Origin of the sequence: Streptomyces sp. NPDC101776 (genome assembly GCF_044766845.1) — a bacterium.
In the GTDB taxonomy this organism is placed as follows: domain Bacteria; phylum Actinomycetota; class Actinomycetes; order Streptomycetales; family Streptomycetaceae; genus Streptomyces.
The window spans coordinates 453,907-478,735 of record NZ_JBIWMV010000001.1; the positions used below are offsets into that span (position 1 = coordinate 453,907).

A 24,829-nucleotide genomic window follows, 5' to 3' on the forward strand; every position below is an offset into this window, starting at 1 on the left:
CAGCCTGTGGTGAAAGTGGGACACCGGAACCCGTACTGAGGCGGCACGAGAAGGACATGGCGGACAGAACCATCCAAGGCGTCGCCGGTGACGGCGACGTGATCAGAACGTTTCCCTTCCCTGTCGATCTGAGCGTCTGCGGCGTCGGCATGCAGGTCGGCCCGATGGGCACCGGACGCACCTGGCACGCCGACGCACCGCTGCACCGCGTCCACCGCATCGACTTCCATGTGGTGATGCTCTTCGACGAGGGCCCGGTCCGCCACATGATCGACTTCGCCGAGTACGAGGCGAACGTCGGCGACGTCCTGTGGATCCGCCCCGGCCAGGTCCACCGCTTCTCGCGGATGGCCGAGTACCGCGGCACGGTCCTGACCATGCAGCCCGGCTTCCTGCCCCGCGCCACGGTCGAGGCGACCGGCCTCTACCGCTACGACCTCCCGCCCCTCCTGCACCCCGACGAGCCCCGCCTCGCCGCCCTGCGCGCCTCGTTGGGCCAGCTCCGCCGGGAGTACGAGGACTCGACCACGCTCCCGCTCAGCCTGCACACCTCGGTCCTACGACACTCCCTGACGGCCTTCCTGCTCCGGCTCGCGCATCTCGCGGCCAGCTCGGCGGAGGCGGCCCGGCAGCGGGCCGACACGACGTTCACGCTCTTCCGCGACGCCGTCGAGCAGGGCTTCGCCACCAACCACAGCGTCAGCGCGTACGCCGACGCCCTCGGCTACTCCCGCCGCACCCTGGTCCGCGCGGTCCGCGCCGCGACCGGCGAGACCCCCAAGGGCTTCATCGACAAGCGGGTCGTCCTGGAGGCGAAACGGCTGTTGGCCCACACGGACCTGCCGATCGGCCGCGTGGGGGCGGCAGTCGGCTTCCCCGACGCGGCCAACTTCTCCAAGTTCTTCCAGCAGCACACGGATGTGACGCCGGCGGGGTTCCGGGCGGAGTTGCGGTGAGCGTGACCGGTGAGCACCGAAACAGAAGGGGCCCGGCACGTCGATCCGTGCCGGGCCCCGGGTGCTCGGGCCCGAAGTGGGCCCGGCTGTCGGACAGTTGACGGGTGGTGCGCGGGTCGCGTCGGCGGCGGTGGGCCTCAGCGCACCCGGCGCAGGAAGTCGACGACCAGGTCGGTCGTGGCCTGCGGCTGCTCTTCCGTGATCCAGTGCCCGCAGTCCGGGACGACCGCGTGCTCGACGTCGTCGGCGACGCACCGCAGTACTTCGCCGATGCCGGGGCCGAAGGTGGCTTCGCCGCCGAAGGCCAGTACCGGCATCCGGAGCTTGCCCTGCGCGAGGAACTTCTCGTTGTCGACGGCGTCCTGACCGAACGTCAGGAACTGGGCGAAGCTCGCCCGCATGGCGCCTGGCTGTGCGTAGAGCGCCGCGTAGTGCTGGCGCTTGGCCTCGTCGAACCGCTCCGGGACCACGGAGAGCTCGTTCCAGAAACGGTCGAGATAGATGCGCTCACGGCCCGCGACCAGGCGCTCCATGTCGTGACCGCCGAAGCCGAAGTGCCACATGGACGGATCCTGGGTGATCCGGTCCCAGGGTCCGATGCCGGGCAGCGGCGCGTCGATCGCCACCCACAGGCTCACGCGCTCGGGATGGGTGGCGGCAACCGCGTAGCCGACCATGATGCCGATGTCGTGCGTGACCAACTCGATCGACCGCACACCCAGGGCGTCCAGCACGCCCCATACGTCCGCCGCCTGGTTCTTCTTGTCGTAGCCGCCGTCGGGTTTCGACGAGCGGCCCAACCCGCGCAGGTCGGGCGCGATGACCGTGTGGTCCTCGATGAGTGCGTTCGTCAGATGGCCCCACATGTCACCCGTGGTGCCGAAGCCGTGCAGCAGGACGACCGCCGGCCCCTGCCCGCCGACGCGTACGTGGATCGTGGCGCCGTTGGTCTCGATCTCACGCGTCTGCATACCGGCCGGGAAGGGGTGGATGCCGTCCTGGCGACCGTGGTCGTTCATGGCTTTGCTCCGAGTTCGAAGGAAACGGGGTTCCGGCGTCCGATCCGCGTCGTACGACGAAGCTAGCCGACCGGTCTACTACGGTCCATCGCAGGCCGACGGTCGTTCCCGGGAGGGCGGACCGCTGACCTGCGATGGAAGGAAGGGGCTAGCAGCAGAGAGGAAGTTGGTCGTGATCTCGCCCCGTCCGGCGAGGGAAACGCACGCCTCCCCCAGGTGCCCCGCTCCACCGTCCGGCCCGGCGGGAATGGCGAAGGGGCCCCACGCGCACGCGCGAAGCCCCTTTTCCCCGTGGGGAGTTGGGATCAGTGCCCGAAGTCGAACCAGTTCACGTTCACGAAGTCCGCGGGCTGGCCGCTGCTGAAGGTGAGGTAGACGTCATGGGTGCCGGTGACCGAGCTGATGTTGGCCGGAACCGTCCTCCACGACTGCCAGCCCCCGGTGTTGGCCAGCGCGAAGCTGCCGATCGGGGTCGCGGTCGGGCTGTCGAGCCGTACCTGCACCAGACCGCTGACCCCGCTCGCCGCACCGCTCGCGACCCGGGCGTAGAACTGGGTGGCCGCCGTGGAGCCGAAGGCGACGCCCTTGTAGAGCGCCCAGTCGCCGTTGGCGATCGAGCCGATGTCCTGGCCGCCGCCGGTGTCCGTGGTGGTCTCGGCGATCGTGCCGGACTGGCTGTCGTAGGACTCGGCCTGGATGGCGCTGTAGGCGTCCCGGCTGCCGCTCGGCGGGGTCGTGGTACCGCTCCCACTGCCCGTGGACTGGAGCACCTGGACGTAGTCCACCGTCATCGGGTGGTTCGGGTCGGTGGCGCTGGTGGGGCCGCCGCCGAACGCCGCCGGGAAGCCGCCGCCCATCGCCACGTTCAGGATGATGAAGAAACCGTGGTTGGTGGCGTTGGCCCAGGTGGTGGCGTCGACCTGACTGGCGTTCACCGTATGGAAGTTGACGCCGTCGAGGTAGAAGCGGATCTGCTCGGGGCTCGTCGACCTGTCCCACTCCATGGCGTACGTGTGGAAGCCGGCCTGGCAAGTGGTCCCGGTACAGGCGGTGTTGCCGCCGATGCCGGTCGTCTCGTTGCAGGGGCCGCCCGGATTGGTGCCGCAATGCACCGTCGCCCAGTCGGTGTTGAGACCCTGGACGTTCTCCATCACGTCCAACTCGCCCACGCCGGGCCAGTTCTGGTAGTTGCCCCGGTAGGGCGCGCCCAGCATCCAGAACGCGGGCCAGTAACCGAGCGCCGACGAGCCGGTGACGTTGGGGAGTTGGATACGGGCCTCGACACGCAGCTTCCCGCCGGCCGGCGGCTGGAAGTCGGTGCGGTTGGTCTCGATACGGCCCGAGGTCCAGTTGCCGGCGGCGTCCCGGCGCGGGGTGATCAGCAGGTTGCCGTTGCCGTCGAGCGCCACGTTGTTGGTGGAGGAGGTCATCGTCTCTACCTCGCCGGTGCCCCAGTTGGCGGCCCCGCCCGGGTACGAAGTGCCGGTGTCGTACTGCCAGTTGGTGGTGGAGACACCGGTGCCCGCGGTGCCGTTGAAGTCGTCCAGGAACACCTGTGTCCAGCCGGTGGGGGGCGTGGGCGCGGAGGCGTTCGCGGGCAGGGTGAAGGCCGTGGCGGTGGCGGCCGCCAGGCCGAGGGTGCTGAGGACGGCGATCAGGACGCGCCGTAGGGGACGGGGTCTGCGCTGCGTGCCGGAGGTTTCACTCATCGGTGCCTCTCGGATACGGAGGGGGATGCGGGTGCCGTGCCTGCCTGAGAGCGCTCTCACGCAGTAGTTGCGCGGTCAATGTGCTCTCAGCCACTCCGAGCGTCAAGAGGTGAAGCCGCGGAAGTCCTTTCGCTGTGCGGGAGTTCAGGTGATGAAGGCGATGAATCCCGGTGAAAGAGGGGGTTTCCGAGCGGCTTGGCGGGGCGTCGGGGCAGGGGGCTCTCCGGTCGACCCGGTCCCAGGGAACGCGGTCGCCGGAGGCCGGTACCGCGGGCGACGCGACGGGTCCGGCGCGCGGTCGTTCGAGCGTGCGGGAGTCGGTGACCGACGACCATGCCGCGGCTCCCCGCGCCCCTGAGGCGATGCGGGTGGGAGCCGGCCCGGGAGTCCGTGCGCCGCGCCCCGGGCCGGCGACACGGCCCGCCGGACAGGTCGGCCTAGACCGCGCTGCCCGCCTTCCAGTTCGCCCAGGACAGGTTCCAGCCGTTGAGGCCGTTGTCCGCCGCCACGGTCTTGTCGCCGGAGTTCTTCACGATGACGACGTCGCCGAGCATCGAGCTGTCGTAGAACTTGTAGCCCGCCACGGAGCTGTTGTTCGCCCCCTTGGCGTCGTGCAGGCCGACGCAGCCGTGGCTGGTGTTCTCGCTGCCGAACACCGAGGTCGACGCCCAGTAGTTGCCGTGCACGAAGGTGCCGGAGGTGGTGAGGCGCTGGGCGTGCGGGACGTCGGAGATGTCGTACTCGTCGCCGAGCCCGACCGTGGAGGACTCCATGCGGGTCTGCTTGAAGCGCTCGCTGATCACCATGATCCCGGCCCAGGTGGTGTGCTGGGCGTTGCCGCCGCTGACCGGGTAGGTGGCGAGGGTCTTGCCGTCCCGCTTGACGACCATCTCCTTGCTGGACAGGTCGACCGTGCTGATCTGCGCGCGCCCGATGTGGAAGGTGACGTCCTTGGACTGGGTGCCGTAGATGCCGTCCTGGCCCTCGACGTCCTTCAGCCGCAGGCTGAGCGTGATCTTCGTGCCGGCCGCCCAGTACGTCTCGGGGCGGAAGTCGAGCCGGGTGTCGCTGAACCAGTGTCCGACCACCTCGACGGCGGGCTCGGCGGTGACCGTGATCGCCTTCTGGACGGCGGCCCGGTCCTTGACCGCGTGCGTGAAGTTGATCGACACGGGCATGCCGACGCCGGAGGTGGAGTCCGCCTCGGGGGTGAAGTAGCCGACGAAGGTCTCGCCGGGCGACTTGGTGGTGAAGGTCGCGGTCTTCGCGGTGGCGCCCTGCGCCTGCGCCGCGACCGTGTACTTCGTGCCCGAGTAGGGATTCTTGGTGGACGTCCATTTCGTCTTGGCGTCGTTGAAGGTCCCGGCCAGCGTGGAGCCGTCGTTGCCGGTCACCTTCACCGTGGCGAGCGTGCCGTCGGTCACGCTGACCTCGACGGGAGTGGCGAAGCCGGCCTTCTTGGTGCCGTCGGCGGGCAGGACCGTCACGGTCGGCACCTTCGCGGCCTTCGCGGACGCCGTCGCCGACGCACCACCCGAGGAGGAACTCTCGGCGGCGCCCGCCGAGCCGCTGCAGCCGGTCAGAACGGCGGCCGGCACCACCCCGAGCACGGTGAGGACCCCACGACGGGACCACCTCTCCGATGTGCCCTCGGACCGGTTGGATATGTGCGACGCGCCCACAGCAGGCCTTCCTCCATACGTCGCGCACACCCTGGTCGTACGCGACGAGATCACCAGTGCCGTTGCATCCTGCGCCACTTCCATGGGGCGAGTCTTTGAATCCCAGGGCCCCAACCTGAGATTCCTGTGAAGAGAGCCTGAAAGAAGGCCTGAAACCACGGTTGCCGGACGCTCCGCGAGTGTGAACAGAGTATGAACGCGCCGACCGGTGCCCTGAGTATCCGGTGAGATCCCCGTCCCGCCATGGCTTCCCCACCTGCCCGGTCGGAATAGTGAGGAAGGAACTGAAGGCGGAGTTCCGCTTCGGCGGCTCCGCGGCAGACCACCGCCGGAGGTATTCGTGACCGAAGTCCGCAAGCGGCCCACCGTGGCGATCGTCGGAGCGGGCGCGGCAGGAACCCTGACCGCCGTCCAGCTCTGCGAGAGCGCCACACGCCGCCGGACCCCGCTCGACCTGGTGCTGGTCGACCCGGCCCCGGAAGCCGGCCGCGGCACCGCCTACGCCACACCCGATCCACGCCATCGGCTCAACGTCCCGGCGGGCGGCATGAGTTGCTACCCCGACGACCCCGGCCACTTCACCCGCTGGCTCTGCCGCCACGGCGAACCCACCGTCACCGGCGCCGACTTCGCCACCCGCTACCGCTACGGCGCCTATCTCGCCGACACCCTCGCCCAGTCCGTCGTCCGCTCCCACGGCACAGTCTCCGTACGACGGCTGCGCACCCGCGCGGAGAGCTGTACCGGCACCCCCGAAGGCCCGGTGGAACTCCACCTCGCCGACGGGGGACTCCTCACCGCCGACAGCGCCGTCCTCGCCACCGGCCCCGCCGCCCCGACCGCCGCCTGGGCCCCGCCCGTGCTGCGCACCTCGCCCCGCTTCGTCAACTCACCCTGGACACCGGGTGCGTTGGACGCCGTACGCGAGGACACCGCCGACCTCCTCCTCGTCGGTACCGGCCTCACCGCCGTGGACCTCGCCCTCACCCTCGACCGGCCAGAACGCACCGTGCACACCGTCTCCCGCAGCGGACTCCTGCCGCAGCCGCACGCGTTGGGCCCGGCCGGCGCCATGGAAGCCCCGAAGTGGCCGCGCGACCTGACGCTGAGCGGACTGCGCCGCACCGTCTACCGGCACGTCAGCCGCTCCGTCCGCACCCACGGCGACTGGCGGCCCGCCCTCGACAGCCTCCGCCCGCACACCGCGAGACTCTGGCACAGCCTCACCCCCGAAGAACGCGGGGAGTTCCTCGCCCACGAGGGCGCGATCTGGAACACCCACCGCCACCGCATGGCCCCCGCCACCGCCGAATCGGTCACCCGGGCCCGCACCGCGCGACGCCTCCAGGTCCACGCCGGCACGATCGCCGACGTGACCGAGCACGACGGGCAGTTCGTGGTCACCCTCACCAACGGCCTTACGCTGCGCGTCGGTTGGGTGATCGACTGCACCGGACCGGGACAGCGGCTCGAAGACCCCTTGTGGCGTGGCCTGTTCGAGACCGGTACGGCCGTCCCCGGACCGCTCGGCATAGGGGTCGCCACCCGCGACGGACGCCTCCTCGACGCCCAAGGCCGGTGCGTACGACCGCTGTTCACGCTCGGCGCCCCGAGGCGCGGCGAACTCTGGGAGACCACCGCGATCCCCGAGATCCGGGTCCAGGCCGCCGCCCTCGCGCGGCACCTGCTCGCACCACCGGCCCGCCGCACCCGCCGCAGGCCCGTCGACGGACTCGGACTCCCGCTCTCCACCCGTGCCGAGGCCGCCACCGCGTACCGCAACGGACTCGACCGGGTCCTCAAAGTGCGCGCCGGAGCCGAGGACGCCTTCTCCCGCGCGATCGCCCTCGACCCCGGATTCGCCCTGGCGCACGCGGCGTTGGCCCTCCTCGGCCACGAGTGCGGAGCCGCCGTGGACGTACCCCGGGCCCTCGCCGACGCCCAGCGCTGCGCCCGCGAACGGGCCGACGAGCGCGAGCGGTCCTTCGTGGACGTGATCACGCGCCGGGTCCAATCCGCCGACGGGGACCGCGCGTTGCTGCGCCACCTCGACACCCACCCCGCCGACGCGCTCGCCCTCGCCGCCGCCGTCCCCACCATCGCCTTCTCCGGCGTCACCGACCTGGACGACGACTACGCGCTCCGCCTGGTCGAGCGCACGTCCCCCGCCTACGACGGGCACTGGTTCCACACCTCGCTGCTCGCGTTCCTCCGCCAGGAGCAGGGCCGGCTGCACGAGGCGGGCGAACTCGCCCACCGAGCCCTGGCAGTTGAGCCCTCCTCCGGTCACGCCGTGCACGCGCTGGCCCACGTCCACTACGAGTCCGGCGCGCACGAGGCGGGCCGGGACTGGCTGGACGGCTGGGTCTCCGGGCAGGGCCGGGGTGCCGTCCACCGGGCCCACTTCTCCTGGCACATCGCCCTGCACGAACTCGCGTTGGACGACCCGGCCGCCGTCCGCAGGCGCTGGTACGCCCAGTTGGCCCCGATGGGGGTCCCCCCGCGCGAGCGGAGCCGAGCGTCGGGGAGGGTGACCGGAGTGCGCGCGCTGGTCGACTCCGGGTCACTGCTGTGGCGGGCCCGGCTCAGCGGCAACTGGCCCGGGGAACTGCCGACTTCGGACGTCCTGGACTCGGTCGCCGTCGAGGTGCTGGAGCGGCCCGCGACCGCGTTCACCGCGCTGCACGCGGCGGTGACCCTCACCGCCGCCGGAGACCTCCCCGCCCTGCGCCGCCTGCGCGACCACGCGGCGGGCGCCGATCCGGTCCAACGCGAGATCATCGCCCCGCTCTGTGACGCCTTCGCCGCCCTCGTCGACCACCGCTTCCACGAGGCGGCCCACGGCCTCGACGCCCTGCTGCCGGTGCTGCGCAAGGTGGGCGGCAGCGCGGCCCAACGCGAGGTCGTCGAGGAGACGTTGCTGTACGCACTGGTGTCGGCGGGACGGTGCGACGCGGCACGACGGTTGCTGGACGCGCGCCTGGACCGGAAGGCGGCACCTCGGGACCGGCGGATGCTGGCGGGGCTGCCCGGGTGAGACGGGCGGGCCGGGCGGGTGTCGGCTCCGGCGGCCTGTCCCGTCGTAGGCCCGTGTATGCGCCCGAATCCGCGGACGCCCCCCAACTCGGTTGGGAGGAAGGGGAGTTGTCAGTCGGGGGCGGGTCGTTCGCCGGGCTCGTCCTCGGGGGCCGAGGGGAGGCTGAGGGTGGCTGCCAGGCCGCCAAGGGGGCCGGGGGCGAGGTCGAAGGTGCCGTGGTGGAGGTGGGCCTGCTGGTCGACGAGGGCGAGGCCGAGGCCGGAGCCGGGGGAGCGGGTGCGGGCACCTCGGGTGAACCGGGCCTTCATGGACTGCTGTTGGTCGGCGGGGATGCCGGGACCGTCGTCGCCGACGGTGATCCGGACCGTGTCCGCGGCCTGTTCGAGGCGGACGTCCACGGTGCCGTCGGGGCGGCCGTGGAGCGCCGCGTTGTCGAGGAGGTTGTCGACGGCCAGGCGCAGGCCGACCGGCCAGCCGTGCACGGTCGCCGGGCTGTCGGAGGTGAGCCGGTAGGTGGTGGTGGGGTGGCGGAGCGCCGCGTGCGTGACGGCCGCTTCGAGGAGTTCGGCCAGCGCGACGGGGGCCTGTTCGGGCAGCGCGTGGGCGTCGCCGCGGGCCAGGGTCTGCAGACCGGTGAGCAGGGCGGTGATACGGCGGTGCTCCGCGCTCATCGCCTCCAGGGCGCGGGCCCGTTGGGGCGCGGGGAGGTCGGGGTTGCGCTGGAGGGTCTCCAGGGTGACCCCGATGCTGGTGAGCGGGGTGCGCAGTTCGTGCCCGGCGTCGGCGGTGAAACGGCGGGTGGAGTCCATGCTGACGCGCAACTGGTCCAGCATGCCGTTCAGGGCGCGGGAGAGGTCGGCGACCTCCTGCGGGCGGGTGACGCCGGGGAGTTGGGGCCCGGCCGTGTCCGCACTGATCGCCAGCGCACCGGTCCGCAGGCGCTCCAGTGGCTGGAGGATGATCCGGGTCAGCAGCCAGACACCGCCGGCCGCGGTGAGCGCGGCGAGGAGGGTGACGGCGGCGACGATCGCGGTGTTGTCCGCCAGCCGCCGTTCGATCGGGTCGATGTCCTGGAGCACTTCGAGCCGCTCCCCGGTGGTGCTCAGCGAACGGGTCAGCGAGCGCCAGGTCTGCCCGTCGGTGTCGATCGTGCGGTAGCCGTCCCGGGTGGGCAGCGGGAGCGGAGCGGTCGGCGTCTCACCGTGCTGGGCGATCACCTTCCCGCCGGAGACCAGCCGCACCAGACTCTGACTCCCGGCCAGCAGACCGCCGTAGTCGTCACCGTCGTCCTCGTCACCGCTCGGATGCCCGCCCTGATCGCGCAGCTTGTCGGCGTCCTGGTTTCCCTTCTCGGCACGGGCGGCGAGCTGCCGCCTTCCAGCTCAACGCCTCGGACGCGACCGGCAAGTCCGGGGACGGTGGCGACCACACGCGGCCCACGTCCGCCGCTACCTCCACCGCCGCCCTCACCACCTCCACCGCCTCGGCCGAGCCCGGGGACGACACCCCCGGCGACGGCGAACACATCGGAAAGCCCGGCGAGAACAAGTAGTTCCCCGGTGGGTGTCGAGGACGCCGTCACTGGTCCGGCAGCCACCCCAGCGCCCGCGATATCCCCCGCGCCGCGAGCCGCACCGCAGGGACCAACGCCGGTACCTGCGCGTCCACTTGGGGCACCACCACCGACACCGCGGCCACCACCGCACCGCCCGGCCCGCGCACCGGAGCCGCCACCGACAGCGCGTCGTCCGTAATCTGACGACTGCTCACCGCGACGCCGGTGCGCCGGACTTCGGCCAGCACCCGGCGCAGTCGTAGCGGATCGACGATCGTGTACGGCGTGAAGGACGCCAACGGCCCCGCGCAGTAGGCCTCTTGGAAGTCCGCGTCACCGTGGGCCAGCAGGGTGAGTCCCACGCCCGTGGCGTGCAGCGGCCAGCGGGCGCCCACCCGGATGTGCACCCCGACCGCCGAACGGCCCGAGATCCACTCGGTGTAGACGACCTCCGTACCGTCCCGCACCGCCAACTGCACGTTCTCGTGCGTCGATTCGTACAGGTCCTCCAGGTAGGGCAGCGCGAGTTGGCGCAGGGCGAGGCCGCGGGGCGCGAGCGCCGCGATCTCCCACAGCCGTAGACCCACGTGGTAGACGCCCGACGCGTCCCGCTCCAGCGCGCCCCACTCGGTGAGGGCGCCCGCGAGGCGGTGGGCGGTGGTCAGGGTGAGGCCGGCGCGGCGACTGATGTCGGAGAGGGACAGGGCCGTGTGCTCGTGGTCGAAGGCGGCGAGCACGGCGAGCAGTCGGTCGGGCGCGGACCGGGCGGTCGTCTCCGGCCGGGTGGTGGTCATCGCCGTACCTCCTTGTCCGGCGTCAGGCGAGTCCGTCCTCGGCGACCTGTTGCAACAACGCGTGCAGGGTCTCCCGCTGGGTCGCGTCCAGCGGGCCGAGCAGTTCGTTCGTCACCCGCAGGCCGGCCTCGTCCGTGTCGCGGAGGAAACCGCGGCCGTCCGCCGTCAGGACCACGATGCGGCTGCGCCGGTCGTCGGGGGAAGGGCGGCGCTCGGCGAATCCCAGCTTCTCCAGGTCGTCGACCAGACCGACGATCGCGCTCGGGTCGTAGCCGAGCCTGGTGCTCAGTTCGCGCTGGAGGGCGCCCTCGGACGTGGCCAGGAAACGGAGCAGCGCGTAGTGGCGCAGGCGCAGGCCCGACTCCTGGAGGAACGTGTTGAAGAGCTGACCGGAACGCAGCCCCAGCCGGTACATGAGATACCCCGTGTCCGCGTGCAGCCCGCGCATCCACGGCTCGTGCGCGTCGATCGGGGGGTTCGCGGTGTGCGGCTGGCGGGCGATGGCGGGCTCCCTGGGTCGAGGCCCCGGGCGGGGCGTGCGGTGGTTCCGGGCCAGTGTGACGCACATGGTCCATCGGCAACAACTATTGACGTCAACAATTATTGCTCTTAGCTTCGATCTCGAAGCCGCACCGGTGCCGCTCGCAGGCGTCGCAGTCGTCGTAGCTGTCGCAGTCTTTGCAGTCCTCGCGCTCTGCGCTGTGACGGTCCCGGTGTGGCGTACCGCAGCCTCGTCTTGTGAAGGGACCGCTCGTGCCCAGCATCGATCTGACCGGCAAGGTCGCCGTCGTCACCGGCAGCGGCCGGGGCCTCGGCCTCGCCTACGCGCACGCCCTGGCCGCCCACGGCGCGTCCGTGGTCGTCAACGACATCGACGAGGCGGTGGCCGAGCAGGCCGTGAAGTCGATCACCGAGGCGGGCGGCACCGCCGTCGCCGAGGTGGTCCCGGTCGGTACCACCGAGGCCGCCGAGCGGCTGGTGAACCGGGCCGTCGAGGAGTTCGGCCGGCTCGACATCCTGGTCACCAACGCGGGCATCCTGCGCGACAAGGTGCTGTGGAAGATGACCGACGAGGACTTCGACGCGGTGATCACCACCCACCTCAAGGGCACCTTCACCTGCGCCCGCGCCGCCGCCGTACGGATGCGCGAGCAGGGCGAGGGCGGCAGCCTGATCCTGGTCGGCTCGCCGGCCGGCCAGCGCGGCAACTTCGGCCAGACGAACTACTCGGCCGCCAAGGCCGGCATCGCCGCCTTCGCCCGCACCTGGTCGATGGAACTGGGCCGCGCCGGCATCACCGTCAACGCGATCGTGCCGGTCGCCGCGACCGCGATGACCGAGACGATCCCCGCGTTCGCCCCCTACATCGAGGCCATGCGGGGCGGCGACCCGCTGCCCGACTTCCTCCGCAAGGGCGAGGGCTTCGGCACCCCGGAGGACTGCGCCGCCCTCGTCCCGTTCCTCGCCTCCGGGGCCGCGCGTTCCATCACCGGCCAGGCCATCGGCATCGGAGGAGACAAGGTGGCACTCTGGTCCCACCCGCAGGAGATCAGCACGGCCTACGCCGACGGCGGCTGGACCCCCGACACCCTGGCCGACGCCTTCCCCACCTCGGTCGGCGCCGAACTCCAGTCGGTCGGCATCCCCGCACCGAAGCTCCCGGAGGCGTGATGGACCTGAGTGACCTCGTCGCGATCGACGTCCACACCCACGCGGAGGTGTCCTCCAAGGGCCACTCCTCACTGGACGACGACCTCCACGACGCCTCCTCCGCCTACTTCAAGGTCGAGGGCAAGCGGAAACCGACCCTGGAGGAGACCGCCGCGTACTACCGCGAGCGGAAGATGGTCGCGGTCATCTTCACGGTCGACGCCGAGTCCGCGACCGGCACCGAACCCGTCCCGAACGAGGAGGTCGCCGAGGCCGCCGCCGCCAACGCCGACGTGCTCATCCCCTTCGCGTCCATCGACCCGTTCCGGGGCCGAGCGGGCGTGAAGCAGGCACGACGGCTGGTCGAGGAGTACGGCGTCAAGGGCTTCAAGTTCCACCCCAACATCCAGGGCTTCTTCCCCAACGACCGGGCCGTGGCCTACGCCCTGTACGAGGTCATCGAGGAGACGGGCACCATCGCCCTGTTCCACACGGGCCAGACCGGCATCGGCGCGGGAGTACCGGGCGGCGGCGGTATCCGCCTCAAGTACTCCAACCCCCTGCACGTGGACGACGTCGCCGCCGACTTCCCCCACCTCAAGATCATCCTGGCGCACCCGTCCTTCCCCTGGCAGGACGAGGCCCTCGCCGTCGCCACCCACAAGCCGGGCGTCCACATCGACCTGTCCGGCTGGTCGCCGAAGTACTTCCCGCCGCAACTCGTGCAGTACGCCAACACCCTCCTCAAGGACAAGGTCCTCTTCGGCTCCGACTACCCCGTCCTCACCCCGGACCGCTGGCTCGCCGACTTCGAGAAGCTCCCGATCAAGGACGAGGTCAGGCCGAAGATCCTCAAGGAGAACGCCGCCCGCCTCCTCGGACTGACGTAAGGGACCCCCGATGCGCAACGAGGGACTGGGCTCCTGGCCCGCACGCCGAGCCCGCAAGACCCCACACCGCACGGCTCTGGTCTACGGCGGACTGTCTACGGTCGACGGAGGACCGTCGGCGGGGCGTGACGATTCGTCGACCGGATCCGGTACTTCGTCGACGGGATCCGGTACTTCGTCGACAGGCAGCGACGGCACGGCGATGGACTACGGCACATTGCACACCCGAACCACCCGCCTCGCCCACGCCCTGCGCACCCGTGGCCTCCGCCGCGGCGACCGCATCGCCTACCTCGGCCCCAACCACCCCTCCTACCTGGAGACCCTGTTCGCGGCCGGCATCCTCGGCGCGGTCTTCGTCCCCCTCAACACCCGCCTCGTCGGCCCGGAGATCGCCCACCAACTCACCGACTCCGGCGCCAAGATCCTCGTCTACGGCCCGACGCACGCCGGCCTCGTCGCCGGACTGCCGGGCAGCACCGACGTCCGGGTCTACATCGAAGTCGGCCCGGAATACGAGGAGTTGATCGACGTCGCCGTCACCGAGCCGATCGACGAACCCGTGTCGGCCGACGACACCTGCATCATCATGTACACCTCGGGCACGACCGGCCGCCCCAAGGGCGCCATGCTCACCCACGGCAACCTGGCCTGGAACGCGATCAACGTTCTCGTCGACACCGACCTGATCGCCGACGAACGCGCCCTGGTCTCCGCCCCGTTGTTCCACACGGCCGGTCTGAACATGCTCACCCTGCCGGTCCTGCTCAAGGGCGGCACCTGCGTCCTGGTCGAGGCCTTCGACCCGGCGGCCACCTTCGACCTCGTCGAACGGCACCGGATCACCTTCATGTTCGGGGTCCCGACGATGTTCGACCAACTGGCCCGGCACCCCCGCTGGGCCGACGCCGACCTGTCCTCGCTGCGCATCCTCACCTGCGGCGGCTCCCCGGTCCCGTCCCCGCTGATCGCCGCGTACCAGCAGCGCGGGCTGACCTTCCTCCAGGGCTACGGCATGACGGAGGCCGCGCCCGGAACCCTGTTCCTGGACGCCGAACACGCCGTGAGCAAGGCGGGCTCGGCGGGCGTACCGCACTTCTTCAGCGACGTACGGGTCGTCCGGCCGGACCTCACCCCCGCCGACGTCGGCGAGACGGGCGAGGTCGTCGTGCGCGGACCCCATGTCATGCCCGGTTATTGGGGGTTGCCCGAGGAGACGGCCGCGGTCTTCGCCGACGGCTGGTTCCGCAGCGGGGACGCGGCACGGACCGACGAGGACGGATACGTGTACATCGTCGACCGTATGAAGGACATGATCATCTCCGGCGGGGAGAACATCTATCCCGCCGAGATCGAGGACCTGCTCCTGGCCCACCCCGACATCGTCGAGTGCGCGGTCATCGGTGTCCCGGACGACAAGTGGGGCGAGGTGCCGCGCGCGGTCGTCGTACCCCGCGAGGGTGCCACGCCGGACCCCGACGAGGTGCTCGCGTCGCTGGCCGGCCGGCTCGCCAAATACAAGATCCCCAAGTCGGTGGTGGTCGCGGACGAACTCCCGCGCACCGCCTCCGGCAAGCTCCTCAAGTCCCGGGTGCGCAAGCGCTTCGGCACCAACTCTTAAGTAGGGAAAGCGACATGACCATCACCGTCAACGGCCTCGACGAACTCAAGAAGCTCGCCGGCAGCGACCTCGGCACCAGCGAGTGGATCGAGGTCACCCAGGAGCGCATCGACACCTTCGCCGACGCGACGGGCGACCACCAGTGGATCCACGTCGACCCGGAGAAGGCCGCGGCGGGCCCCTTCGGCGCGCCCATCGCGCACGGCTACCTGACCCTCTCCCTCTTCATCCCGCTCTTCACCGAGCTGCTGGACGTCGAGGGCGTGTCGACGAAGGTCAACTACGGCCTGAACAAGGTGCGTTTCCCCGCACCGGTCAAGGTGGGCTCGCGGATCCGGCTCGCCGCGAAGCTCGCCTCGGTCGAGGACGTGCCGGGCGGGGTGCAGATCGCCGTCGACGGGACGATAGAGATCGACGGCGGGCCGAAGCCCGCCGCCGTCCTCCAGAGCCTCTCGCGGTTCTACGCCTGAGCGACCCTCGACTACTACTGCTGCTTGTACGAGTACACGCTGGTCGACACCTGGCACACGCCCGGCTGCACGACCTCGGCACGCAACGTCCCGCTGTTCACGTCGTAGTCGATGCCTTCGGCCTCGAACGTGCCCGTGCAGATACTCCGCGCCGGCAGTGCGAACAGGCTCGTCACCGTGCCGGTGATCGGCTGCCCGTCCAGCTTGTGCGGCAGGTCGACCTGGAGGAGCGGGCGGATCTCGGGGAACTTGCTCCCCGACGCGTCGTCCGAGACGCACACCAGCCGGGTGTCCGTCACGAAGTCGCAGCCCTGGATGTCGTTCACCGTCCTGTCCAGGGTGATCTGCCCGGCCTGCGGCAGCGCCCCGCCCGTCGCCGGAGTGGACGGGTTGAGCAGGGGAGTGGGGAAGACCTGGAGTCTGGACTGGTCGCCCCACTCGCCCGACACCATCCACTGCGTGTCCGGCGAGATCGCGTCGAACGAGTTGTTGATCTTCTCGCCCGAGTCCAGCGTGTGGACGTACGTGTAGCGCGTCCCGGACGGCGTGGTGACCGCGTACATCTTGGACGTGGCCGTGTCGGCGCCCTGGTAGGCGTCGAAGACGTAGCCGTTCGCGATGTCGGGGTCACCGATGTGGTTCCAGCCCTGGATGCGCAGATCCAGCGGGATGGACGCCAGCCCGCGGTACAGCAGCGAGCCGTCCGCCTGACTGGCGACACCCTCACCGCCGCCGAGGCTGCCGGTGTAGGCCGTGCCGGTCTCCACCCAGGTGGTCGCGGCGGCCGAGGAGGTGCTCACGCCGAGCGTGAGAGCACCCAATAAGGCAGCGAGGAAAGTGAGTTGACGCTTCATCAGATACCTGCCAGGTCGACGAAGATGGGGTTGGAATAGAACCACGTGTCGGCCCACGGGTCACCGTTTCCGGGCTCGTGGGGGATCGGGCCGTGCGGATCGACCGAGGCGCCTAGGTAGCCCGCGCCGTGTCGCTCGCCGTCGCTGCCGCGCAGCCGCAGATAGAAGGACTCGTCCCCGGCGGTCACCGGGACGCGCAGTGTGTACGTCCCCTTGCGGCCGCTCACGTCCGCCGTCCGCACGACCTTCGTGTCCGGTGCCCGCCACGCGTCCCGGTCGGACACCGCGCCGCGCACCGCACCCCGGATCACGTCCACGTGCGCCAACTCGGGCAGGATTCCCTGGGCGTTGGGCCGCGAGGTGGTCGTCACGGTGATGTTCAGCGTGAGCCGGTCACCCTTGCGGACCCGCAGTCGGCCGCCCAGCGTGACGCCCTGGCCGTGGTCGCAGTCCCGCTTCAGTCGGACGTCGAGCCCGTCCAGCAGATGCCCGTGATCGACCCAGACCCGGCCCGCGCGCATCCCCGCCATCACCGCGCCGTAGCCGTAGCGGGTCACACCGACGTGCGTGCGGCTGAACTCGCCGGGCCAGAAGTCGCTGCCGGGCTGCGCGGTGCCGGTCTGTACCGGGTCGGGCAGCTTGCCGGTGTTGTCGAAGTTCTGCCCCTCGGGCCAGCCGCCGTTGGCCCAAGTGTCGTAGACCGTACGGTGGTTGTCGGAGTTGGTGGTGATAGAGAAGAGTCGGCCCTCGGCCAGCATCGAGTCCCACAGCCCGCCGACGGTCGCCGTCGCCCAGTCGAAACCGCCGTACGTCACATACGCGTCCGCCGGATACCCCGACCAGGACTGCGCCGACGGCTTGTTCTCGTACTCGCCCCGGATCGACGTCGCACCACGCCAGCCGGGCAGGGCCGCGCCCTGCGCGCCGGGTGCGCCCTCCATGCCGATCATGATCTCGGGGGCCGCGTCCCGCCAGGCCCGGATCTCGTGCGGGGAGTCGATGCCCAGGCGCAGCGGGTGGTTGGCGAGGACGAGGACATCGTCCACATAGCCCGAACGCCGTTGCGCGGCCAGCCACTTGAGGGCCTTCACCGCGTGAGCCTCGTTGCGGGCGGTGTCGGCGGCCCCGGCCGCGCCCTCCGTGTAGCCGAGCAGCTTCCCGTCGTAGGCCAGCTCGAACTGCGTGAGCAGATCCACCTCGTGGCGGCCCGGCGCCGCGAACACCGTGCAGTGCTCGGCGGCCGGGATGTACCACTCCAGGCCCTGGAAGATCAGTTGGCGCGGGTTCTCGGCGCGGGCCTTGAGGATCTCCGCGTGCTCCAACTTCGCGCCGTAGGAGGCGTGTCCGAAGTTGGAGTGCTCGTTGAACACCATCCAGTCGAGGCCGTACTTCGCGGCGGCCTGCGCCTGCTGGGAGAACGTGTACTTCGCGTCATGGCTGTACACGGAGTGCACGTGGTGGTCGCCGACGAGGTAGGCGAGGCGCGGGTCGTTGCCGCCGTAGCCCCGCCCGGACGCCGCCGCGGACGTGGCGAGCGGGCCCGCGCCGAGGGTGAACGCGGCGCCGAACAGGCCTGCGCGGCGCAGGAGTTGGCGCCGGGAGACGCCCTGCGCGTCGAGGGCGGTGGGGGAGACGGACGGGTCGGCCCAGGTGGGCAGCTGCTGCTCGGTCATGATGATGCGGAAGTCCTCTGGAGGGCTGTCAGTGGGTCATGAAGGAGGAGACGGGCAGCGCCCGCGAGACGATCCGGACGTCGCCGAGGCGGCCGTGCAGGATCTGGTCGATCTTGTCCGCGTACTCGTAACCGCCGAGCAGCCACGGCTGTCCGGAGGAGGCGATGCCGGTCGCCGGAGCGTGCGGGTTGCGGGCCACCGGGCAGCCCTGGACGTACATGGTGGTGTGCCGTCCGTCGTTGACGACGGCGACGTGCCACCAGATCTCGGGGTCGGTCTCGTCACCCCAGTTGGTCGCCAACTGCTGCTGGTTCAGGGGGTGTACAGCCCACTGCGGGCCCGGCCCGTCCGAGAGGGACAGGGTCGCGAGCGGCTCGTCGGGATCGTCCGTCACCGTGCCGACCGAACCGTTGCGGCCGGTGCGGCTGACCAGACCGGCCCAGGCGTTGTGCGAGGCGTTCCAGTCGGCGGGCAGCCAGTAGAACGCCTCTATGGTGTAACCGCTCCTGAACGTCGCCGAGTTGAGCGGCGCACCGTCCACGGTCCGCAGGTAGGCGCCCTTCAGCGGGGACTTGTAGCCCGTGAACTCCAGGCTGCCGTGGCCCGGTTGGTCCGGGTGGTGGTCCGCCGACCAGCCGAGGGTGCCGCCGTTCACGGAGACCACGGTGAGGTCGTTGCCGCGGCCGGACAGGTCACGGACGGTGCCTGTGCCGGAGACCGGGGACTCGAAGCGCCAGTAGGCGGCCGTGCCCGGGATCAGCATTGTCGACGCGGGACGCGCCGGGCGGACCGGCACCGGGTCGAAGCCGGCGAAGCGGTCCGCGAAGTCGATGTCGACGGAGAACCGGTCGGCGTCGCCGCTGAGTTCGATCTCCTGGCGCTCCAGCTCGTTGAGGCCCTTCGCCGCCCGGCCCAGGATCCACGGCGACACGGTCTCCACGTCGATGACGTCGCGGTCCAGGTCGAAGTGGTAGAGGCGGATCATCGCCGCGCCGCCGAAGTAGCGGTTCTGATAGTTCGTCAGGTGCAGGTGGACGTCGTTGCCCGCCGCGTTCTTGCGCGTCGCCCGGCCCGCGGGCCAGTAGTGGCCGTTCAGCGTGAGGAAGATCTGGTCGTGGTCCGCGATGAGCCGGTCCCACAGCTGCTGCCCGTAGTCCGACAACGTGTCGTCGTCCACGACCAGTTCGTGCGTGGTGAGGACGACCGGCGTCTTCGGGTGCTGGGCGATGACGTCCTTCGCCCAGGCGTAGCCCTGCGCCGACAGCCGCCAGTCCAGCGCGAGGACGAGCCACTCCCGTCCGGCCGCCTCGAACACGTGGTACGTGTTGTAGCCGTCCGAAGAGGCGCCGCCGAACGTGGACTTGTTCTTGAAGCGCTGCGGGCCGAAGGCGTCCAGGTAGGGCGACGCGCCGCGCTGGTCGTCGGTCGACGACTTGATGTCGTGGTTGCCGGCCAGCACGCTGTAGCCGACGCCCCGCCGGTCCAGCAGCCTGAACGCCTCCCCGATCGCGGCGAATTCGGGCTGCGCGCCGTTCTGCGTCAGGTCGCCCAGGTGGGACAGGAAGACGATGTTGTCGTCCTTGCCGTGCTCCAGGAGATAACGCAGCGAGGCCTCGATCGGCGCCTTGTCGATGCTCGGCCCGTCGAAGAGGTACTGGGTGTCCGGCATCACGGCGAGCGTGAAGCGCCGGCTGTCGGTGTCGGGTCGCCAACTCGCGGTCTTGGAGCTGGAGTTCGGGGCCCCCTCGGCGACGGTCGGCAGCGCGACGCCGGCCGTGGCGGCGGCGCCGAGCAGGGCGGTCGCCCGCAGGAAGTTGCGCCGCCCGGCGCCCGCCTGGGCGCTCTCGCACTGCTCGTGCTCATGCGAAGTACACATGTGTGCTCCGTGGATAAGTGCTCGTGAAAGCTCGGGAGTTCAAGGCCGGTGAGGTCAGGACTGGGGAGCCGGAAACCGAGGATTCGGGATCCGGTGATCTCACAGAACGCGCAGGGTCCAGCTCCAGCGATGGACACCCGGTGCGACGAGATACTGCGGTGTGGTGTCGGGCCCGCACGAGGCCGTGCCCAACCCCCGGTGCGCCGCGTCGAGTTGCACCACACAGGACGTGCGCGGCACCAGTTCGTCGTGATGCCGTACGGCGGTCAGGTCCTCGGCGCGATGGCGGGTCACCGAGACCTGGCGGGGCTCGTCGAGGTCGACCGTGAGACCGGTGGCGTCCGGTGCCGACAGCGTGAACCACCGCACCCCGTGCCGGCCACCGCTCTCCTGCGGCCGCAGATACGGAGTGAACAACTCGTCGACGGGGACCGAGTGGTGGCCCACGGGCGCGCCCGTGCTGCGGTCGGGGTACGACTCCCACGGACCCCGGCCGAACCACTCCAGCAGATCAAGACCCGGCACCGTCTCGAACACGGTGCCCACCCGGGCCACGTCGACGAACTCCTCGGGCAGCTCGGCCGATTCCTCGACCCGCACCCCGCCCTCCACCGGTGTGAACACCTGGCAGTGCCGGACCACACCCACGGCCCCGGCGTACTCGGCGACCGTCGTCACCCGCTCGCCGTCCCGCCGTACCGAGACGACCTTGCGGACCAGCGAGTCGAGCCCCCAGGTCCGCCAGCGCGCCGCCATGCCGCCCAACTCGTCGTTGTCGGTGGGCGCCCGCCAGAGGGACAGGGTCGGGGCGAGGGCCAACAGCGGGTGGCGCAGCAGGCCCTCCCCGTCGACCTCGACCCGGCTGCCGCCGACAGCCGGCAACGTCAGGGGAGTTGCCGCCCGCAGCCGCACCTGGGGCGCGCACACCTCCGTGCCGCGCGGCGCCCACACCTGGTCCTCGGCCGTCGTCACGCGCAGCGTCAGCCAGGCCTCGCCGCCGTCCGCCGGCAGCTCGAACGGCAGCGGTACGGCCGTCGTCTCGCCGGGGCACAGGGCGGGCAGTTTTGCCGGGGCGGTCAGCGTACGGCCGTGCGCGAGCGCCAACTCCCAGGTCCCGGCGAGCCATTCGAGTCCCCGGAAGTGCTGGTGGTTGCCGAGGACGATGCCCTCGTGCCGGAAGGACTCGATGCGCACCGGCGCCGCGATCTCCCGGTGCTCGAACATCACCGGCTTGGGCGTGCGGTCGGGAAACACCACGCCGTCCGCGATGAACGCGCCGTCGTGGATCGACTCGCCGAAGTCACCGCCGTACGCCCAGCGTTGACCGGGCGCGGCGACACCGTTGTCATACAGTCCGGCGCCCGCGCGGCCGGTGGGTCTTCCGTCGCTCACACGTTGCAGGATTCCGTGGTCCCAGAACTCCCAGATGAAGCCGCCCTGAAGACCCGGGGTTGACTCGATGGCGGCCCAGTGGTCCGCGAGCGTGCCGTTGCTGTTGCCCATCGCGTGCGAGTACTCGCACTGGATCAACGGCTTCGTCTGCTCACCGGACAGCGCGTGCGCGACACAGTCCTCCAGCGACGCGTACATCGGGCACGCGATGTCGGAGGCGAGGTCCGGATCGGCCCAGCCGCGCTTGGCCGCGCCCTCGTACTGGATCGGCCTGGTCGGATCGTGCCGGCGGACCCAGCCGGCCGCCGCGTCGTGGTTCGCGCCGTAGTCGGACTCGTTGCCGAGCGACCAGACGATGACCGACGGGTGGTTCTTGTCCCGCAGCACCATCCGCGAGACGCGGTCCACGAACGCGTTCAGATAGCGCGGGTCGTCGGCGATCTCGTGCGCGTGGTCGTGCGACTCGATGTCCGCCTCGTCGACCACATACAGTCCGAGCTCGTCGGCGAGGTCGTAGAGCGCCGGGTCGTTCGGGTAGTGCGAGGTGCGCACCGCGTTGAAGCCGAACCGCTTGAGCAGCACCAGGTCCGCGCGCATGTCGTCGTACGACACCGTGCGGCCGGTCAGCGGATGGAAGTCGTGCCGGTTGACACCCCGGACGAACACGCGCTCGCCGTTGACGAGCAGGTCCCGCCCGACGATCTCGACGTCACGGAATCCGATGCGCCGGTACGACGTGTCGGCGACCGTTCCGTCGGCGCGGTGCAGCCGGACGGTGAGGCCGTACAACTCGGGCGTCTCGGCGTTCCAGGTCCGCGCCTCGGGGACGGTGGCCCGGATGCGGGCCTCGCCGAGGAAGTCGGAGACGCGGTCGTCCTCCGTGTTGAACCGGTCGAACTCCGCGTCCTGGGCCAGGAGTTGCCCCTCCAGATCGCCGCTGATCCACCACCCGGCGGGCAGCGCGCCGCCCGCGTCCCGCACCTGGCAGTCGACGCGCAGCTCTCCGTCGTACCCGGCGCGCACGGTCACGTCCGCGAGATACAGCGGATCGGTCGCGTACAGCAGCACCGAGCGCGTGATGCCCCCGTGCCACCACTGGTCCTGGTCCTCGATGTGCGAGGAGTCCGACCACTTGACGACGGTCAGCCGTACGGTGGCCGACGCGCCGGGACGTACGACCTGCGAGAGGTCGAACTCGGCGGCGAGATGGGAGTCCTTGGAGATGCCGACGGGCCGCCCGTCCACGTGCACGAGCAGCACGCTCTCGGCGGCCCCGACCTGGAGGACGATCCGCCGCCCGGTCCACTCGGCGGGGATGTCGATCGCCCGCTCGTAGACACCCGTCGGATTGGCCGCGGGCGACAGCGGAGGGAATTCCGCATACGGCATACGGACGTTCGTGTACTGCGGAAGGTCGTCCGTATCCTGCATGGTCCATACACCGGGCACGTATGCGGACGACCAGCCGTCCGCGAGCGGGGCGTCCGGCGCCGGCAGCAGTTGGAAGCGCCAGTCGCCGTCCAGGAGGAGCGCTCCGGTGCGCCGGTCGACGGCGTTCATGGGGAGCCGTGCCCAGGAGGTCAGCTCGGGTGCCTCCCAGGGGCGGAGGGCGATCAGGGGATCGGCGGGCCGGGGCCCGTGGATCGACGGATCGTTCATCGGCGGGTGGCTCCCTTTGCGGTTGGCGTGCTTGGCGTATCGGGCGGGCGTGGTGTGGATGACAGGGGTGACTGGGGTGACAGGGGTGACAAGGGTGACCGGGGTGGTGCGGTGGGTCCGGGCAGGACCCGTCCGGGCAGGCCCCAGTCCGGTTCGACGGGGATGCCGAGCCGGTCCAGGACGGTGGGGGCGACGTCGATGAGCCGGGGTGAGTCGAGCCGGGTGCCGGCGGCCGTGCCGGGCCCGGCGAGGACGACGAACACCTCGCGCTCGGCGCGGGTGTCGCCGCCGTGGCCGCCGGTGTCCAGGTGCCCGTGGTCGGTGGTGACCAGCACGGTCCACCGCTCGTCGGACGGCCGGGCGTCGAGCGCCGCCAGCAGCCGCCCCAGGTGGGTGTCCTGGGCGAGGAGGGCGTCGTCGTAGGCGGCGGAGAGGGGACCCGTGGCGTGGCCCGCCTCGTCGGTGGCGCCGAAGTACACGAACAGCAGGTCGGGGTCGTCCTCGGTGAGCCAGCGCAGGGCGGTGCCGGCGACGAGGACGTCCGCTCTCGCGTAGCCGTCGCTCTCGCCGTCGTGGTGCACCCGCTGGCCGATGGCGGGGCCCAGGACACCGCGGTGGACCAGTTCCGGCCAGGACACCGCGGCGGCGGTGCGCAGGCCGGGGAGGGCGAGGGCCGCACGGCTGAGGAAGTCGGGGTGGCGGGTGTAGTCGGCGCGGGCGAAGTCGTTGCCGGTGACCCCGTGCCGGTCGGGCCACACCCCGGTCAGCACGCTGGACCAGCCGGGCCCGGAGTCGGTGTAGGCCATGCTGGTCGACGGCCCGCCCTCGGCCTGGCCGTCGGCCTCGCCGTACGGCAGCAGGCTGGTGCCGTGGGCGCCCTTGGCCAGCAGGCCGTGCAGGACGGGAGCGTGGGCCGGGGAGCGGACCAGCCGGTCGTGGCGCAGCCCGTCCATGCCCACCACGAGCACTTTGTCGCGCGGGGTGCCGCCCCGTCCGGCGGGCACGGGACGGCGCCGGGGGAAGGGCAGGGGCGCCGAAGGGCCCTCGCCCTCCGCTGCGGAAGGCCCGTTGCGCGCTGCTCCCCGCGTCCGCTCGGCGTCGGTGTCCGTCACCGGATCCCTCCTCTGTGCTGCGCGTACCGCGCGGGCCGGGGTGGCCCGCGCGGGTCAGGTGCCCTGCACCGCGCCCTCGGTGGCGCCCGCGATGAAGCCGCGCGCGAAGATGGCGAAGACCAGCACCAGCGGGAGCGACGCCATCAGCACCCCGGCCATGACCATGCTGTAGTCGGTGGTGTGGCCGACGTTCAGCTGGGCCAGCTCCACCTGGAGGGTCACGTGGTCCGGGTTGGTGAGCACGATGAGCGGCCAGACGTAGTCGTTCCAGGCGCCGACGAAGGCGTAGATGGCGAGGAAGGACAGCGCGGGCCTGATCATCGGCAGGGCGATGTTCCAGTACTGGCGGAAGAACCCGGCGCCGTCGATGCGCGCGGCGTCGAGGAGTTCGTCGGGCACGCCGTTCTCGATGTACTGGCGCAGCCAGAAGATGCCGAAGGCGTTGGCCAGGGCGGGTGGGATCAGCGCCTTCAGCATGCCCACCCAGCCGATGTTCGACATGAGGATGAACTGCGGCAGGATCGCCAGTTGCAGTGGCAGCATCATGAACAGCAGCAGCGTGCCGAAGAGCACCTTGCGGCCGGGGAAGTCGAACTTCGCGAAGGTGAACGCCGCCAGTGAGTCGACGAACAGCACCAGGACGGTGGTGACGGTCGCGACGACGATCGTGTTGAGCATCGACCCGAAGAAGTCGATGGTGTTCAGCACGTGCCGGACGTTCTCCAGCAGGTGGGAGCCGAAGGTGAACTTCGGCGGGCTCTTGTAGATGTCCTGGGTGGTGTTGGTCGCCATGACGATCGTCCACGCGAACGGGAAGACCGAGAGCAGGACGGCCGCCATGAGGATGATGTGCGCGGTCAGACCCTTGGGGCGGCGCAGC

18 protein-coding genes are annotated in these 24,829 nt (G+C 70.8%); 6 read left to right on the plus strand and 12 right to left on the minus strand.

The features are described from left to right. Positions 1-56 precede the first annotated feature (56 nt). A complete protein-coding gene (locus ACIRRY_RS01965) occupies positions 57-956 on the plus strand; it encodes a helix-turn-helix domain-containing protein (protein WP_403966736.1) in 900 nt (299 codons plus the stop codon). 137 nt (positions 957-1,093) lie between these two features. Here ACIRRY_RS01965 and ACIRRY_RS01970 read toward each other — a convergent pair whose 3' ends face one another. From ACIRRY_RS01970 to ACIRRY_RS01980, 3 genes are all read right to left on the minus strand, one after another. Then, on the minus strand, positions 1,094-1,975 hold the full coding sequence (locus ACIRRY_RS01970) for an alpha/beta fold hydrolase (RefSeq protein WP_403966739.1): 882 nt from the start codon (positions 1,973-1,975) through the stop codon (positions 1,094-1,096). A 305-nt stretch (positions 1,976-2,280) separates the two neighbouring features. Then, the gene (locus ACIRRY_RS01975) at positions 2,281-3,684 is read right to left on the minus strand and encodes a glycoside hydrolase family 16 protein (protein WP_403966742.1); all 1,404 of its coding nucleotides are present in this window, start codon (positions 3,682-3,684) and stop codon (positions 2,281-2,283) included. A 437-nt stretch (positions 3,685-4,121) separates the two neighbouring features. Continuing rightward, a complete protein-coding gene (locus ACIRRY_RS01980; protein ID WP_403966745.1) occupies positions 4,122-5,366 on the minus strand; it encodes an Ig-like domain-containing protein in 1,245 nt (414 codons plus the stop codon). Positions 5,367-5,706: 340 nt separating this feature from the next. On the opposite strand from ACIRRY_RS01980, the gene ACIRRY_RS01985 reads away from it, so the two are divergent. After that, positions 5,707-8,403, plus strand: a complete 2,697-nt coding sequence (locus ACIRRY_RS01985) for an FAD/NAD(P)-binding protein (protein ID WP_403966747.1) — start codon at positions 5,707-5,709, stop codon at positions 8,401-8,403. 110 nt (positions 8,404-8,513) lie between these two features. Here the strand turns inward: ACIRRY_RS01985 and ACIRRY_RS01990 are convergent, their stop codons facing one another. The 3 genes from ACIRRY_RS01990 to ACIRRY_RS02000 all read right to left on the minus strand — a co-directional run bounded on the left by ACIRRY_RS01990 (position 8,514) and on the right by ACIRRY_RS02000 (position 11,200). Further along, positions 8,514-9,644: an ATP-binding protein gene (locus tag ACIRRY_RS01990; RefSeq protein ID WP_403966750.1), complete on the minus strand. Its 1,131-nt coding sequence runs from the start codon at positions 9,642-9,644 to the stop codon at positions 8,514-8,516. Positions 9,645-9,981: 337 nt separating this feature from the next. Next, positions 9,982-10,752: an IclR family transcriptional regulator gene (locus tag ACIRRY_RS01995; protein ID WP_403966753.1), complete on the minus strand. Its 771-nt coding sequence runs from the start codon at positions 10,750-10,752 to the stop codon at positions 9,982-9,984. A 22-nt stretch (positions 10,753-10,774) separates the two neighbouring features. After that, entirely contained in the window at positions 10,775-11,200 is a 426-nt protein-coding gene (locus ACIRRY_RS02000; RefSeq protein ID WP_403968308.1) for a MarR family winged helix-turn-helix transcriptional regulator, read from the minus strand. A gap of 305 nt (positions 11,201-11,505) precedes the next feature. Between ACIRRY_RS02000 and ACIRRY_RS02005 the strand changes: the two genes are divergently transcribed. Genes ACIRRY_RS02005 through ACIRRY_RS02020 form a run of 4 tightly spaced genes read left to right on the plus strand, consistent with a single transcriptional unit; the run spans position 11,506 to position 15,383 of the window. Beyond that, a complete protein-coding gene (locus ACIRRY_RS02005; RefSeq protein WP_403966756.1) occupies positions 11,506-12,423 on the plus strand; it encodes an SDR family NAD(P)-dependent oxidoreductase in 918 nt (305 codons plus the stop codon). After that, positions 12,423-13,292 carry an amidohydrolase family protein gene (locus ACIRRY_RS02010; RefSeq protein ID WP_403966759.1) on the plus strand — a complete coding sequence of 290 codons (870 nt, stop codon included), beginning with the start codon at positions 12,423-12,425 and terminating at the stop codon, positions 13,290-13,292. The genes ACIRRY_RS02005 and ACIRRY_RS02010 overlap by 1 nt, the downstream gene beginning before the upstream one ends. A gap of 10 nt (positions 13,293-13,302) precedes the next feature. Further along, a complete protein-coding gene (locus tag ACIRRY_RS02015; protein ID WP_403966762.1) occupies positions 13,303-14,913 on the plus strand; it encodes a long-chain fatty acid--CoA ligase in 1,611 nt (536 codons plus the stop codon). Positions 14,914-14,927: 14 nt separating this feature from the next. Continuing rightward, positions 14,928-15,383 (plus strand): MaoC family dehydratase, encoded by a 456-nt coding sequence (locus ACIRRY_RS02020; RefSeq protein ID WP_403966766.1) that lies wholly within the window; start codon positions 14,928-14,930, stop codon positions 15,381-15,383. Between the two features lie 14 nt (positions 15,384-15,397). Here the strand turns inward: ACIRRY_RS02020 and ACIRRY_RS02025 are convergent, their stop codons facing one another. The 6 genes from ACIRRY_RS02025 to ACIRRY_RS02050 all read right to left on the minus strand — a co-directional run bounded on the left by ACIRRY_RS02025 (position 15,398) and on the right by ACIRRY_RS02050 (position 24,789). Next, entirely contained in the window at positions 15,398-16,237 is an 840-nt protein-coding gene (locus tag ACIRRY_RS02025; protein WP_403966769.1) for a hypothetical protein, read from the minus strand. Beyond that, positions 16,237-17,910, minus strand: coding sequence for a PHP domain-containing protein (locus ACIRRY_RS02030; protein WP_403966772.1), 1,674 nt, complete (start codon positions 17,908-17,910; stop codon positions 16,237-16,239). Before ACIRRY_RS02030 ends, ACIRRY_RS02025 begins: the two co-directional genes overlap by 1 nt. Before the next feature lie 28 nt (positions 17,911-17,938). Next, positions 17,939-19,786: a LamG-like jellyroll fold domain-containing protein gene (locus ACIRRY_RS02035; protein WP_403966775.1), complete on the minus strand. Its 1,848-nt coding sequence runs from the start codon at positions 19,784-19,786 to the stop codon at positions 17,939-17,941. A 99-nt stretch (positions 19,787-19,885) separates the two neighbouring features. Then, entirely contained in the window at positions 19,886-22,837 is a 2,952-nt protein-coding gene (locus ACIRRY_RS02040; protein ID WP_403966778.1) for a glycoside hydrolase family 2 TIM barrel-domain containing protein, read from the minus strand. Beyond that, on the minus strand, positions 22,834-23,841 hold the full coding sequence (locus tag ACIRRY_RS02045) for an alkaline phosphatase family protein (RefSeq protein WP_403968310.1): 1,008 nt from the start codon (positions 23,839-23,841) through the stop codon (positions 22,834-22,836). Before ACIRRY_RS02045 ends, ACIRRY_RS02040 begins: the two co-directional genes overlap by 4 nt. Before the next feature lie 162 nt (positions 23,842-24,003). Next, positions 24,004-24,789 (minus strand): carbohydrate ABC transporter permease, encoded by a 786-nt coding sequence (locus ACIRRY_RS02050; protein ID WP_403968312.1) that lies wholly within the window; start codon positions 24,787-24,789, stop codon positions 24,004-24,006. Positions 24,790-24,829: the final 40 nt, after the last annotated feature.

Bases quoted from the DNA above. Each gene is read 5' to 3' on its own strand.
- ACIRRY_RS01965 (WP_403966736.1), top strand. From the start codon at position 57: ATGGCGGACAGAACCATCCAAGGCGTCGCCGGTGACGGCGACGTGATC.
- ACIRRY_RS01970 (WP_403966739.1), bottom strand. From the start codon at position 1,975: ATGAACGACCACGGTCGCCAGGACGGCATCCACCCCTTCCCGGCCGGT.
- ACIRRY_RS01975 (WP_403966742.1), bottom strand. From the start codon at position 3,684: ATGAGTGAAACCTCCGGCACGCAGCGCAGACCCCGTCCCCTACGGCGC.
- ACIRRY_RS01995 (WP_403966753.1), bottom strand. From the start codon at position 10,752: ATGACCACCACCCGGCCGGAGACGACCGCCCGGTCCGCGCCCGACCGA.
- ACIRRY_RS02000 (WP_403968308.1), bottom strand. From the start codon at position 11,200: ATGCGCGGGCTGCACGCGGACACGGGGTATCTCATGTACCGGCTGGGG.
- ACIRRY_RS02010 (WP_403966759.1), top strand. From the start codon at position 12,423: ATGGACCTGAGTGACCTCGTCGCGATCGACGTCCACACCCACGCGGAG.
- ACIRRY_RS02015 (WP_403966762.1), top strand. From the start codon at position 13,303: ATGCGCAACGAGGGACTGGGCTCCTGGCCCGCACGCCGAGCCCGCAAG.
- ACIRRY_RS02020 (WP_403966766.1), top strand. From the start codon at position 14,928: ATGACCATCACCGTCAACGGCCTCGACGAACTCAAGAAGCTCGCCGGC.
- ACIRRY_RS02025 (WP_403966769.1), bottom strand. From the start codon at position 16,237: ATGAAGCGTCAACTCACTTTCCTCGCTGCCTTATTGGGTGCTCTCACG.
- ACIRRY_RS02030 (WP_403966772.1), bottom strand. From the start codon at position 17,910: ATGACCGAGCAGCAGCTGCCCACCTGGGCCGACCCGTCCGTCTCCCCC.
- ACIRRY_RS02035 (WP_403966775.1), bottom strand. From the start codon at position 19,786: ATGTGTACTTCGCATGAGCACGAGCAGTGCGAGAGCGCCCAGGCGGGC.
- ACIRRY_RS02040 (WP_403966778.1), bottom strand. From the start codon at position 22,837: ATGAACGATCCGTCGATCCACGGGCCCCGGCCCGCCGATCCCCTGATC.
- ACIRRY_RS02050 (WP_403968312.1), bottom strand. From the start codon at position 24,789: ATGGCGGCCGTCCTGCTCTCGGTCTTCCCGTTCGCGTGGACGATCGTC.